This window comes from Amycolatopsis sp. PSD-21, from assembly GCF_055561455.1.
On sequence record NZ_CM145712.1, the window covers coordinates 462,278 to 474,767 of the forward strand.

Consider the following 12,490-nt stretch of genomic DNA (forward strand, 5'->3'; position numbering starts at 1 on the left):
GAGTGGCGATTCGGGTTCTAACCCGAATCGCCACTCACGACCCACCCGACCGACGTGCCACCGCATGCCGGAAGACCACTGAACCAAGTTCGTAAGGAGTGGGATGGCGGGTTCAGCCGATCGCCTGCTGGTCACCGTGACCGTGCTCGATCGCCCCCGCCTGATCGGGCTGGTCCTCAGCGCGCTCGCCGGGACGGCGGCGGGACTGCTGCTGCCCGGCGCGCTCGCCGCCGCGGTGGACGCCGTGGTGGCCGGGCGGCCCAGCCTTCCCGAGGTCTCCTGGCTGATCGTCCTCGGTGTCACCGAAATCGCCGTCGGCCTGATCGGCGGCATCCTCACCGCGCGGATGACCGCGTTCGCCACCGCTTGGCTGCGCCGGAAACTCGCCGACCGTCATCTCGCACTCGGCACCCGATCCACCTTCGCCGACGGCGACGCGATCAGCAGGCTCACCGGTGACTGCACCGGAGCGGGAATGGTCGCCTCGGTCGTCGTCCAGCTCGGCTCGACCACTCTGATCTCCGGCGGAGCGGTCGTCCTGCTCGCCCTGATGGACTGGCGGCTCGCGCTCGTCTTCCTCGGCAGCATCCCGTTCGGCCTGATGCTCGCGCGCACCCATCTGAGGAACACCGCGGACGACGTCCTGACCTATCAGGAGGTGTCCGGCGAACTCGCGGCCAGGATGGTCGACGCGGTCGCCGGGCTCCGCACGATCGCCGCGTCGGGCACCGCAGACCGCGAAGCCGAACGGGTCCTGCGGCCCCTGCCGAAAATGAGCCTCGCCGGCCGCGGGATGTGGCGGACACAGGCCAGGATGGTGTGGCGCTCCGGGCTGCTGCTGCCCGCGGTGGAAATCGCGGTACTCGCCGCCGCCGGGTTCGGTGTGCTGGACGGCAGGCTGACCGTCGGCCAGGTCCTCGCGGCGCTCGGCTACGTCGCGCTCGGCATGGGCCTGATCACCCAGATTCCTTTGCTCACCACACTTTCCCGCGCGCGGTCGTGCGCGCGGCGGATCAACGAGGTGCTGGACTCGCCGGTCCCCGAACCGGGCGACCTCGGTGTCGTCCCCGGCCGGGGCACGCTCGAACTGCGCGGAGTCACCGTCGAAGGCGCGTTGGCCGACATCGACCTGCTCGTGCCGGGCGGCCGGTTCACCGCCGTCGTCGGGCGCTCCGGCTCGGGGAAGTCCGCGCTGGTCAACGTCCTCGGCGGACTGCTCACCCCGGACGAAGGAGCGGCGCTGCTCGACGGCCGCCCGCTGGAGCGGTTGCGGCCGAACGAGCTCCGCGCGGTTGTCGGGTTCGCCTTCGAACGGCCCGCGCTGCTCGGGGCGACCATCGGTGACGCCGTCGGCTACGGCTCGTGGGCCGGCGAGGCCGCCGTCCGCGCCGCCTGCCGGTCCGCCCAGGTCGACGACCTGATCGTCCGGCTGCCGGACGGCTACCGGACGCCGCTTTCGGAAACCCCGCTGTCCGGCGGGGAGGCGCAACGGATCGGCCTGGCGCGCGCGATCGCGCACGCGCCGAGGGTGCTCATCCTCGACGACGCCACCGCCAGCCTCGACACGGTCACCGAAGCCGCGGTCGAAGAGGCGATCGAGCGCACGCTCCCCGGCCGGACCCGGGTGGTGGTGACGCATCGCGCGGCCACCGCGTCGCGGGCGGACACGGTGGTGTGGCTGGAAGACGGCCGCGTCCGCGCGGTCGGCGCGCACGACGAGCTGTGGCGGGATCCGGCTTATCGAGCCGTCTTCACCGAGGGTGCGCAATGAGCGTCTGGGGGCTCTACCGCTCGGCGCTCGCCGGGCAGTGGCGCGGCGGGCTGGTCCTGCTGGCCTGCTCCGTATTGGAAAGCGCGCCCGCGTTCTTGTCCGGTCGCCTGGTCGAGCTCGCGGTCGACGAGGGGTTTGCCGCGGATCGGCCAGGCACCGGACTGCGTTGGCTCGCGATCTTCGGGCTGGTCGCCGTGATCGGCGCGTTCGGTTCACGGCTGGTGTGGCATCAGCTCGGCAAGGTCGTCGAGCCGCTGCGCGACGCGCTGGTGACGGCCGTCGTGCGCGGGGTCCTGCACGACCCCGCGCCGCCGCGGAACCAGCCGGACGCCAGCGGCGTCGCCCGCATCACCCAGCACGTCGAAGTCGTCCGCGACGCCACGGCCGGGCTGCTGGTGCAGGCGCGCGGGATGATCGTGACGACGGTGGCGGCGCTGGCCGGACTCTTCACCGTCGCCGGTTCGCTCGCGCTGATCGTCGCGATCCCGGTGGTGGTCGCGGTCGCGGTGTTCGCCTGCCTGCTCCCGTCGCTGGCTCGCCGTCAGCGCGCGCTGGCGCTGGCCGACGAGCGGACCGCCGAGGTCGCGGGCGCGTCGCTGTCCGGGATGCGCGACGTCGTCGCCTGCGGCGCGGAACCGCTGGCCGCGCTGGAGCTCTACGACGCCATCGACACGCAGGCCGCGGCGGCCGTGTGGGTGGCGCGGTCCGGGGCGGCCAGGACGGTGGTGATCGCGACCGGCGGGTTCGTGCCGCTGCTCCTGGCGTTGCTGGTGGCGCCGGGCATGGTCAGGGACGGGGTGCTCACCGCCGGCGCCGCGCTCGGCGCGCTCGTCTACCTCGCGACGACGATGCAGCCGGCGTTGCGCGGGCTGGCCGCGACCGCGAGCACCGTGGTGCTGCGGCTGATCGTCGCGCTGCGGCGGCTCGCGGAGACCGCCCAGGCCGAGCCCGAGCCCGACGGCACGGCCGAACCCGACGGGGCCGCGATCTACGTGCGCGACCTGACCTTCAGCTGGGGCGCGGCGGCGCAGCCGGTGGTGCGTGGGCTCGACCTGCATCTGCGGCCCGGCGAGCGGCTCGCGGTGGTGGGGCCGAGCGGTATCGGCAAGTCGACCTTGGCCGGGCTCCTGACCGGAATGCTCGAACCGCAGGGTGGCCGGGTGCTGCTCGGCGGCGTGCCGGTCCGTGAGGTGCCGTCGGCGCTGCGGCACCGGATGATCGCACTGATCCCGCAGGAGGCCTACGTCTTCGCGGGATCGGTGCGGGACAACGTCGGCCTGTTCGCGCAGACCGCGATGGACCGCGAACTCCTGGCGGCGGTGGCGGCCGTCGGCGCGGAACCGCTGGTCACGCGGCTGGGCGGGCTCGACGGCGAGATCGGGCACGGCACGCTGTCCGCCGGCGAGGCGCAGCTGATCGCGCTCGCGCGCGTCTACGCGAGCGAAGCGGGCGTCGTCATCCTCGACGAGGCGACCTCGCACCTCGACCCGCCCGCCGAAGCCCGCGCGGAACGGGCGTTCGCCGAGCGGGGCGGGGTGCTGGTGGTGATCGCGCACCGGCTGTCGTCGGCGTTGCGCGCGGACCGGGTCCTGGTGATGGACGGCAAGGAGACCGCGTTGGGCACGCATCTCGAACTCATGGACCGGTCCACGCGCTACGCCCAGCTCATGCACGCGTGGTCGCCGCGGTTACCCCAGCCCAGTGCGCAGTTCTTCGAGCGCGCTCCGGAGTAGACCTTCGACGGGGACGGGCCGCCTGGACTCGCGATCGACGAAGACGTGCACGAAATGGCCTTCCGCGATCACCGTCTCCTTCGAGTACATCCCGACCTCGTAGCGGACGCTGGACCGGCCGAGGTGGCCGACCCGCAGACCGACCTCGAGTTCCCCCGGGAACGACACCGAAGCGTGGTACTTGCACTGCGATTCCACGCACAGCCCGATGACCTCACCGGTTTCGATGTCCAGGCCGCCGCGTTCGATCAGCCACGTGTTGATCACGGTGTCCATCACCGAGTAGTGGACGACGTTGTTGACGTGCCCGTAGACGTCGTTGTCCTTCCACCGCAACGGAACCGTCTGCCAGTGCGGGTACTCGGCGTTCACCACAGCGTCACCGACTCGCGCAGGATGACGGCGAGATCGGCTTCGGACGCCTCGCGCGGCGCCGTCGCCAGCAGTCGTTGTTGTTTCACCGTGCCGGAAACCAGTGAGTCCACATCGGACTCGGTGTAGCCGACGGCGCCGATCCCGTTGGGGATCCCGATCTCCCGCATGATCTGCCCCAGTACCGCGGGCAGGTGGTCCCGCAGATCGCCCGGCCATTCGTAGTCCGGCGCGAGCAGCCTGGCCACCCGGATGTGCCGGTCCGGCGCGGCGTCGAAGGTGAACCGGAACGCCGCCGGCGCGGTCAGTGAGACCGCCATCCCGTGCGGCACCATGGCTTCGTCGCCCGGATACCCGGACGGATGGAAGTCCCGGACCTGCCCGGCGATCGGATACGCGTTGGCGTGCGGGATGTGTACGCCGGCGTTGCCGAAGCCGAGCCCGGCGAACGTCGCCGCGAGCGCCATCGCCTCGCGCGCCTTCATGTCGGAGCCGTCCCGTACGGCGGCGGGCAGCGCCCACGACAGCAGCCGCAGCGACTGCTCGGCGAACATGTCGGCCAGCGGATTCGAGCCACAGTAAGGGACCCGGTCCTCCGGGCGCTTCCGGTCGAACTCGGTGTACGGCTTGGCCGTGTAGCTCTCCGCGGCGTGGCAGAGGATGTCCATCCCGCTCGCGGCGGTGACCTCCGGCGGCTGCGAGACCGTCAGCCGCGGGTCGACCACGGCGAGGCTCGGCCGCATCCGGAGATGACTGATGCCGCTCTTCACGCGCAGTGACAACACGTCCAGCACGCAGACCGTGGTGCTCTCCGAACCCGTCCCGGTCGTGGTCGGCACCGCGACCAGCGGTTTCAGCGGCGCGCTCGGCGCGCGGCCGCCGCCGACCGGCGCGTTGACGTAGTCCAACAGGTCGCCGTCGTTGCTGGTCAACAGGTTCACCGCCTTGGCGGTGTCGATGGCCGACCCGCCACCCACGGCGACGAAGGCGTCCCACTCGCCCTGCCCGCGGGCGAAGTCGACGGCCTTCCGCATGCTGACGTCGGTCGGCTCGACGTGCACGCCGTCAAAGACGACGGCTTCGATGCCATAGGTCTCGATACCTTCGGCGATCCGTTGTGGCCAGCCCGTCGCGGCGACACCCGCGTCGGTCAGGACGAGCACCCGGCGCGCGCCGTACTGGGTGAGGTCGTAGCCGATCTCGTCGCTCGACCCGGTGCCGTATTTCAAGGCCGGCGCCCCGTAGGTGAAAACAGTTTCACGTCCGGCGGTGGCTGAGGTCACGTTTTCGTGCTCCCTTGCTCGAACACGTTCCGAATATCGGACATTCCGCCGCTCCGGGGTTGCCGGAATCGGAAGATCGCTTGACGGCACCGATCACCGCCCGCCTAAGCTCTTCTCATTAGATACCAACCGGGAGCGTCCGTCGCCCAGACGGCCGTGAGGATCCTGACCGAGGCGCAGATCCACCGCGTGTACGCGGTGGTGGGTGAGTCCTTCCTGGATCTGCTCGACGCGCTGCAACGCGAGCGTTCGATCACCTTCGTCTCGGCGAGACACGACTCCGGCGCGGCCTTCATGGCCGAGGCCGAAGGCAAGCTGACCGAGCACCCCGCGGTGCTGCTGGCCGGCCGCGGCCCGAGCGCGGCGAACCTCGCGATCGGCGTCTCCACGGCGTACCAGGACGAGAGCCCGATGGTCGTCCTCCTGGAGAACCCGCCGCAGGATCCGGGGCCGACGAGCGAGCTGCCGACCGCCGACCTCACCGCGATGTTCGAGCCGATCTCGAAGTGGACCGGCCGCGCGGAATCGCCGGATGAGGTTCCCGGCCTGCTGGTCGAGGCGCTGACCCGCTGCCGGGAAGGGCGGCCGGGGCCCACCGTCGTCGCCGTCCCCGCCGACTTCTGGGGGGTCCCGTTCGATTCGGCCAAACCGGTGGCCGCCGTGCGCCCGCCCGCCACCGGCGCGCTCGGCCGGACCGCCGAGGCGGTCGCGCAGCTGGTCGACGAGGCCCGCTACCCGGTGGTGATCGTCGGCGGCCGGGCCCGCGCCGCGCGGGACGAGCTGATCGCCGTCGCCGACGAGCTCGCGTTGCCGGTGTACAACGCGTTCCGCCGCCAGGACGCCTTCCCCGAGAACCACGCGCGCTACGCCGGCCACCTCGGCATCGGCATCCCCGCGCGGCAGCTCGACGCGCTGGAGCGCGCGGACCTCGTGCTCGCGCTGGGCACACAGCTCGACGAGGTCACCACGCAGTCCTTCCGCTACCCGACGCCGTCGCAGACGCTGGTGCTGGTCGGCACGGGGATCGAGCCCGCCCGCCGCGGCGGCCTGACCTTCCGGGTCGACTCCGAGGTCGAGCCCTTCCTGCGTGAACTGCGCAATGTCGCCTCGCCACGGCAGCGGCGCGCGTCGGCCGCGAACGCCGCCGTGCACACCTTCATGACCCCGCCCGACACCAGCGGCGCCACCCGCGTCCACCCCGCCGACGTCATCCGGGCGGTGCGCAAACTCGCGCCCGAGGACGCGATCGTGACCAGCGACGCGGGCAACTTCGCCCAGTTCATGCACCGCTACTGGTGTTTCACCGCTCCGCGCAGCCAGCTCGGCCCGAGCAACGCGGCCATGGGCTACGCGGTCCCCGCGGCGGTCGCGGCGAAACTCGCCGAACCACGCCGGACGGTGATCGCGATGGCGGGCGACGGCGGCGCGCTCATGACCGGGCAGGAGATCGAGACCGCCGTCCGCTACCGCGTTCCGGTGACCGTCCTGGTGTTCCAGAACGGAGTGCACGGCCCGCTCGCCGTGCACCAGGCGCGCAAGCACGGGCGGCTTTCGGGCGTCACCGTCCCCATCACCGACTTCGCGTCGTGGGCACGCGGGCTCGGCGCCGCCGGGTACACCGTCGACGACCGGGAAGAGCTGGAGCCGATCATCGCGAGCGCGCTGGTCCGGCAACGGCCGTGCGTGATCGACATCAGGACGGATCCGGACGTGGTGACGCCGGACATCCGGCTGACGAGCCTGCTGGGCGCCGTGAGGCCGCAGCAAGGCGGCCAGTAGGGGCCGCCGCGCCGGACGACCGGGCGGAACTTTTTCTCAGGGGATACACAGAAACCCTTGTGGGGCCGCCTTCACCTGCTCCAAAGGGTGGGAAACCGGTGACGACTCGGCCGACTTTCGGTCGCGGAGACCGGATTTTGTCGGTCGGCCGTGGCACAATCGCCGCAACACCGAGGGTCCGATATGGACCGGAGCGATCACCGGTGAAGTTGTTGGCACGCAGTACTTAGAGCGTTGTGTTGACACTGGGAGAAAACATGGCTGACGAAACGAAGCCACAGGACAAGTCCGTTTCCGGCGTGGTGCCGGTGCAGTTCAGCGCGGACGCCGAGACCCACGACATCGCCGTCGTGGCCACGAACCGGGAGGCGTTGCGCCGTTCGCCGTTCGGCACCGAGGTACCCCTGCGCGCCGCCAGCGGCGAATAGCCCGGGCGGCGGAGGCCCTGGCCGGAGAGGTACAGTGCGGCTGCGCACACCAGGGTGAAGACGCTTGTCGGCCTGCGTGAGGTGTGCTTTACTGAATCAGGTCTCGTTTTTTGTGTTCGTGTTGGTTCACGCTCGCAGAACTCAGCGGGCGTAGTGTCTCCTCGTGTTTCCGGGGAAGCAAACCGTCTGGTCAAGACCCGGGCTGCCGACGTGGCTTCCTGTTTGTTTGTGTTGCATATGGAGATTTTATGACTCAGGGCACTGTGAAGTGGTTCAACTCCGAGAAGGGGTTCGGCTTCATCACTCCCGACAACGGCGGCGGCGACGTCTTCGTGCACTACAGCGAGATCAAGGGCAACGGCTTCCGTACCCTCGAGGAGAACGCCCGCGTGGAGTTCGAGATCGGGCAGGGCGCGAAGGGTCCGCAGGCCACCTCGGTCACCGTGATCTGATCCAAGCTTTCCAAGCAGGGCCGTCATCCCTTCGGGGAGGCGGCCCTGCTGCTTTTCCGGGCTCGTGACGGTTCCAGCCAACTGGCTCCCGGCCGCTGTTGATCTCGGGTCCTGGGTTCTGGCCGGGGGTCGCGAAAGCCACTTTCGGGACATCTGGTGTCCCGAAAGTGGCTTTCGCGACACGGTCGCCAGGCCTTTCGCGGACCCCGCCCCAGCACGACCACGGGCAGTACATGATGGCCTCCTTCCTTGCGCCAGGCGCAAGGAAGGAGGCCATCATGTACTCACGGTCAGCCCTAACCGTCCTCGTGGTCCGAACCTGACGAAAGTCGAGGCTCTCGCCTTACCTTCGCCCGCTGCCCCGCGCCCTCCCCATCGGCGACGCTTGCGCCATGAACGGGAAAACCGGCCGATGGATCGGCGGAGTGGCACTGATTCTCGCCCCGCTCGTGTGGTGCGCGGGCCTGTTGCTGCGGCATCTGGCGCTCAAGGACTTCACGCCGGAGCAAGTCGCGTGGTTCGACCAGCAGCCCTTCGCCGCGCCTGGACAGCTGGCCGCCTACGCCGCGAACCCGGGCTTCGTGACGGCCGCGTACTCGCTCTTCCTGCTCGGAGCGGTCCTCCTGCTGCCGGCTTTCCTGATGCTGGCGAAAATCGTCGCGGCGAAGGCGCCGGCGTTGGCCGCGTGGGGATTCCTGCTGCTCGCGTTCGGTTTGTTCGCACGGGTCTACTTCGCCGGTGTCGAGCTGACGACCTTCGAGCTCGTCGACAAGCTCGGTCTGGACCACGCGACGAAGCTGGTGATGGACGACTACGTCGACCTGTCCTACGGGCTGTGGCGGATCCCGGTCACCGCGTCGGTCGGCCAATACGCCGGCGGACTGCTACTGGCCATCGGGGCGTTCCGGGCGGGCACCTTCGGCATCGTGCGGGCGCTGCTGTTCCTCTGGCCGTGCACGCTCTGGATGGGGGTGCTGAAGGAAAGCGAGCTCCTGAGCGTCTTCACCGCGGTGGCCCTCGGACTGGCGCTCGTCCCGCTCGGTGTCCGCGTCCTGACGAGGCCCGCCGACCGTCAGGCGGGGGAGACGAGTCCAGCCTCGTAGGCGAGCACGATCGCCTGTGCCCGGTCCCGTAACCCGAGTTTCGCCAGTATCCGGCCGACATACGTCTTGATGGTCTGTGCCGAGAGCACCAGATCCGCGGCGATCTCCGGATTGGAGCGTCCTTTGGCGATCAACCGCAGTACTTCCCGTTCGCGTTCGGTGAGGACGTCGAACCTCGCCGGGGAAGGCCGCGGAACCGGTGCGCTCGCCACGAAGTTCGCGATGAGCCGCTTCGTGACGGCGGGGGAGAGCAACGCGTCACCGGCCGCGACCACTTCGATGGCGTTGATCAGTTCGGCCGACGGCGCGTCCTTCAACAGGAACCCGCTCGCGCCCGCCCGCAGCGCCTCGTAGACGTAGTCGTCCAGATGGAACGTCGTCAAAACGAGCACTTTCGGCTTCTCGCCGTCACCTTCGAGCAGCCGCCTGGTCGCTTCGAGCCCGTCCATCACCGGCATCCGGATGTCCATCAGCACGACGTCCGGTGGCGTGGCCAGCGCGGCGATGTCCGTGAGCGCCGCGATCCCGTCGCCTGCCTGGCCCACCACGTCCAGACCCGGTTGCGCGTTCAGGAGGCCGGCGAAGCTCTCCCGCACCAAGGCCTGGTCGTCGACGATGAAAACGGTCGTCACGCGTCGTCCACCCCCGGGAGATCCAGCTTGACGGCCACGCGGAAACCGCCGTCGGCCCGCGGTCCGGCCTCGTGGGAACCGCCGATCAGGGTAACGCGTTCGGCGATCCCGGCGAGGCCGGTGCCGTCACCGGCCGAAGGTGCGGCAGGCCTCGTGGGCGGCCCGTTCTCGACGAGGATTTCGAGCCCGTCGGGTCCTCGCCGCACCTCGACGTCCACTTCCGCGCCGGGGCTGTGCCGTGCCGCGTTGCTCAGCGCCTCCTGGAGAATCCGGTACGCGGCGAGTTCGATCAGCGCGGGGACGTCGTCGCAGGCCGAGATCTCCGCGCGGATCCCGATCCCGGAGGCCCGGCAGCCGTCGATCAGCGACGGCACCTCCGCGAGCCCTGGCTGCGGTTCGTGCTCGGGTTCGGCCTCCGTGTCACGCAGTACGCCGACCAGCCGACGGGCCTCGTCGAGCGCTTCCCTGGCCGCGACCCCGATGGCGCGGAACTCCTCCTCCGCGGCCTCGGACACGTCCGGGACGCGGTAGCGCGCGCTGTCGGTCCGCAGCGCGATCAGGGAGAGGTGATGGCCGATGATGTCGTGCAGTTCCCTGGCGATCAACGCGCGTTCCTGCAACGAAGCCCGTTTCGCCCGCTCCTCGACCGTCGTGCGCTCGGCCGCGTCGACCTGCTCCAGCGCCCGGCGGCGTTGCTGCATCCCGTATCCCGCCGCGATGGTCGCGGCCACCACGATCAACGACCACACCAAGGTCTTCGTGCCCGCGCGCGGGAGCTGCGCGACGCCGACCCCGACGGCCAGCGTCACGGCGATGATCGAGATCCCCCTGCCCTGCCCGGGTTTCGTGCGGGCGAGCGTCATCGCGAGCACAGGGAGATACGGCAGGACGTGGACCTGCAACGGCCAGTCCGACAGGGTCGGGCCGAACAGCGTGGGCCCGGCGGGGAAGAGGACCGCGATGATCGCGCAGACCATCCCCGCCGCCGCCACCCGGACGGCGGTCAACGGGCGTTTGACGACCAGCAACGGCGGCACGATCTGCAGGGCCAGCAGGAAGAAGACCAGCGGCGCGCTGTTACCGCCGAGGTAACGCGCCCAGGTGCCGTAGGTCAGGCCCACCAGCACCACGAGCGCGGATCCGGCGAGGAGCGTCTTCACCCAGACCGGGCCGCGCCACCAGGCCGACGGCGGTTCCAGATCGGCGTCGCGTCCGGTGAGGAGCGCCCACCCCAGTGAACCGCCGTACGAATCCATGGCTCGACGCTAACGACGCCGCGGACCGGGCACATCCCCTCGTGGGGGACACCGGGAGTCCCCCACGAGGTGACGCGGACTGCTCGCCCGGGCGGGATGTGCCGGACGGTGCCCCGCGGTCAGGCTCGGTCCATGAACGACATCAGAGTGCTGATCAGGCTGTCCGCGTACGCCTGGCTGGCGGCGGGGCTGGTCGTCGCGGTCTATGTCGAGATCGTCAACGCCGGCGCGGTCGACCCGCTCGCCACCACCTTCAGCGAGTACGTCCACGTCGGCCAGGGCACGCGGCTCGTCGGGGTCGCCATGCTGGCCGTCGGCTTCGGCGCGCTGACCATCGCGGGCGGCGTCCGCCTGTCCGGCGCGGTGTGGGCGGCCAGGCTCGTCGCCTTGTCCGGTGTCGCGCTGTGCGTGCTCGCGGTGTTCCCGCAGGAGCCGATGGACCAGCCGCTGACCTGGCACGGCGCGATCCACCGGCACGCCGCGCTCGTCGCTTTCGCCGCGTTGCCGCTGGCAGGACTGGTCCTCGGGGCGGCCCGGCGGACGTCCTACGCCGCATTGGCCGCCCTGGTGGTCTTCGTCGCGACGTTCCTGGTCGACGCCCGCGCGGTTAGCGGATTGGCCGAACGGATCCTGCTGATCCTCGAACTCGCGCTGCTGGTCGCCCTCACCCGCCGCGGTGGCTTTGCGATGCAACCTCGTGCAACTCTTTCTTTCGCGGCCCGGACGTCGTTTCCTTGTAGTGACTTGGCGCGGCAGCGGAGGACATGTGGGCGAAGCGGTTGCGGGGATCGTGGCGAACCCCGCTTCGGAGCGTGACATCCAGGGCCTGCGTTCGGCACTGAGGGTGGCCGGCGTCGGCCGCGTGATGGTGTGGACCGACGCGGGGAAGATCATCGGCACCGTCCGCCGGATGGTGGACGCGGGCGCGAGCGTGATCATCTGCCTCGGCACCGCGACCATGATGCGCGCGGCCGCGGCCGCCTGCGGTGACGTGCCGCTGCTGATGCTGCCTGCCGGAGGCGCCGACGAATCCACCGTCGCCGGGCTCGCCGCCGGGCTGGTGGCCACCCATCAGGTGGACACGGACCTGGTCACGAACCGTGCGACCGTGCTCGAGGTCGTCACGAAGGCCCGCCGGGAGATCGCGCTGACCGACGTCAGCGTGTGCTCGGAGAGCCGGTGGGATCCCGCGTCGCTGACCGAGCTGTACTGCACGTTCGCGGTCCCGGACGGGATCGGGCTGTCGAGTATCCCCGGGCGGCTGTGCCCGAGCCCGAAGTCCACTGTGGACGGTGTCGCGGTCTCGCTCGGGCCGGTCGACGAAACGCCGTACGTCGTCCAGGCGCCGATCGCGCCCGGCGAGGTCCGGGCGGTGGGTGTCCGCGGCTGGAGCGTGCTGCACGCCGGGGTCCGCGTCGACCTCGCCGCCGCCGGCGGCTCCATCGCGCTCGACGGCCAACCGCATTTCGTGCTCAAGCCGGGAGAGAGCGCTTTCGTGGAGTTGAAGCCCGACGGCCCGTGGTGCGTCGACGTCCGCGCCGTGATGGCCGAGGCCACCCGGACCGGGCTGCTGCTGGGCCGGAAGCCCGCCGAGGTCCTGCCGAGGCCCCGCCTCGCGGACGCACCCTTCCCCGGGTAAGCCGCGCCCAGGTCACAGAGACCTTCCGCTCCCCGGGACGTC

The 12,490-nt window shown here is 70.5% G+C and carries 12 protein-coding genes; 8 read left to right on the forward strand and 4 right to left on the reverse strand.

The genetic code is table 11. From position 1 onward, the window contains the following. Positions 1-103 precede the first annotated feature (103 nt). Positions 104-1,771, forward strand: coding sequence for an ABC transporter ATP-binding protein (locus tag ACZ1DY_RS02425; RefSeq protein WP_465483498.1), 1,668 nt, complete (start codon positions 104-106; stop codon positions 1,769-1,771). Then, entirely contained in the window at positions 1,768-3,504 is a 1,737-nt protein-coding gene (locus ACZ1DY_RS02430; RefSeq protein ID WP_465483499.1) for an ABC transporter ATP-binding protein, read from the forward strand. The genes ACZ1DY_RS02425 and ACZ1DY_RS02430 overlap by 4 nt, the downstream gene beginning before the upstream one ends. On the opposite strand, the gene ACZ1DY_RS02435 is transcribed toward ACZ1DY_RS02430, so the two are convergent. Together ACZ1DY_RS02435 and ACZ1DY_RS02440 are read right to left on the reverse strand one after the other, a co-directional pair. Beyond that, positions 3,460-3,879, reverse strand: a complete 420-nt coding sequence (locus ACZ1DY_RS02435) for an acyl-CoA thioesterase (protein WP_081975695.1) — start codon at positions 3,877-3,879, stop codon at positions 3,460-3,462. The genes ACZ1DY_RS02430 and ACZ1DY_RS02435 overlap by 45 nt on opposite strands. Further along, positions 3,873-5,105, reverse strand: coding sequence for a hydroxyacid-oxoacid transhydrogenase (locus ACZ1DY_RS02440; protein ID WP_465483500.1), 1,233 nt, complete (start codon positions 5,103-5,105; stop codon positions 3,873-3,875). The genes ACZ1DY_RS02435 and ACZ1DY_RS02440 overlap by 7 nt, the downstream gene beginning before the upstream one ends. A 171-nt stretch (positions 5,106-5,276) precedes the next feature. Between ACZ1DY_RS02440 and ACZ1DY_RS02445 the strand changes: the two genes are divergently transcribed. The 4 genes from ACZ1DY_RS02445 to ACZ1DY_RS02460 all read left to right on the forward strand — a co-directional run bounded on the left by ACZ1DY_RS02445 (position 5,277) and on the right by ACZ1DY_RS02460 (position 8,921). Further along, positions 5,277-6,938: a thiamine pyrophosphate-binding protein gene (locus tag ACZ1DY_RS02445; protein WP_465485811.1), complete on the forward strand. Its 1,662-nt coding sequence runs from the start codon at positions 5,277-5,279 to the stop codon at positions 6,936-6,938. Positions 6,939-7,195: 257 nt separating this feature from the next. Next, positions 7,196-7,366, forward strand: a complete 171-nt coding sequence (locus ACZ1DY_RS02450) for a hypothetical protein (RefSeq protein WP_185927051.1) — start codon at positions 7,196-7,198, stop codon at positions 7,364-7,366. A gap of 248 nt (positions 7,367-7,614) precedes the next feature. Next, entirely contained in the window at positions 7,615-7,818 is a 204-nt protein-coding gene (locus ACZ1DY_RS02455) for a cold-shock protein (RefSeq protein WP_005163378.1), read from the forward strand. 392 nt (positions 7,819-8,210) lie between these two features. Beyond that, the gene (locus ACZ1DY_RS02460) at positions 8,211-8,921 is read left to right on the forward strand and encodes a hypothetical protein (RefSeq protein WP_465483501.1); all 711 of its coding nucleotides are present in this window, start codon (positions 8,211-8,213) and stop codon (positions 8,919-8,921) included. On the opposite strand, the gene ACZ1DY_RS02465 is transcribed toward ACZ1DY_RS02460, so the two are convergent. Then, positions 8,891-9,553, reverse strand: a complete 663-nt coding sequence (locus ACZ1DY_RS02465) for a response regulator (protein ID WP_126732312.1) — start codon at positions 9,551-9,553, stop codon at positions 8,891-8,893. The two genes, ACZ1DY_RS02460 and ACZ1DY_RS02465, sit on opposite strands and share 31 nt — an antisense overlap. Next, complete coding sequence (locus ACZ1DY_RS02470; protein ID WP_465483502.1) at positions 9,550-10,809, reverse strand: sensor histidine kinase; 1,260 nt, start codon at positions 10,807-10,809, stop codon at positions 9,550-9,552. Before ACZ1DY_RS02470 ends, ACZ1DY_RS02465 begins: the two co-directional genes overlap by 4 nt. Before the next feature lie 132 nt (positions 10,810-10,941). Here ACZ1DY_RS02470 and ACZ1DY_RS02475 point away from each other — a divergent pair, with 132 nt between their 5' ends. Then, complete coding sequence (locus ACZ1DY_RS02475) at positions 10,942-11,625, forward strand: DUF998 domain-containing protein (protein ID WP_465483503.1); 684 nt, start codon at positions 10,942-10,944, stop codon at positions 11,623-11,625. Then, positions 11,576-12,448, forward strand: coding sequence for an ATP-NAD kinase (locus ACZ1DY_RS02480; protein WP_465483504.1), 873 nt, complete (start codon positions 11,576-11,578; stop codon positions 12,446-12,448). Before ACZ1DY_RS02475 ends, ACZ1DY_RS02480 begins: the two co-directional genes overlap by 50 nt. The last annotated feature ends 42 nt before the right edge of the window (positions 12,449-12,490 follow it).

Bases quoted from the DNA above. Each gene is read 5' to 3' on its own strand.
- ACZ1DY_RS02470 (WP_465483502.1), bottom strand. From the start codon at position 10,809: ATGGATTCGTACGGCGGTTCACTGGGGTGGGCGCTCCTCACCGGACGC.
- ACZ1DY_RS02475 (WP_465483503.1), top strand. From the start codon at position 10,942: ATGAACGACATCAGAGTGCTGATCAGGCTGTCCGCGTACGCCTGGCTG.
- ACZ1DY_RS02450 (WP_185927051.1), top strand. From the start codon at position 7,196: ATGGCTGACGAAACGAAGCCACAGGACAAGTCCGTTTCCGGCGTGGTG.
- ACZ1DY_RS02455 (WP_005163378.1), top strand. From the start codon at position 7,615: ATGACTCAGGGCACTGTGAAGTGGTTCAACTCCGAGAAGGGGTTCGGC.
- ACZ1DY_RS02425 (WP_465483498.1), top strand. From the start codon at position 104: ATGGCGGGTTCAGCCGATCGCCTGCTGGTCACCGTGACCGTGCTCGAT.
- ACZ1DY_RS02460 (WP_465483501.1), top strand. From the start codon at position 8,211: ATGAACGGGAAAACCGGCCGATGGATCGGCGGAGTGGCACTGATTCTC.
- ACZ1DY_RS02430 (WP_465483499.1), top strand. From the start codon at position 1,768: ATGAGCGTCTGGGGGCTCTACCGCTCGGCGCTCGCCGGGCAGTGGCGC.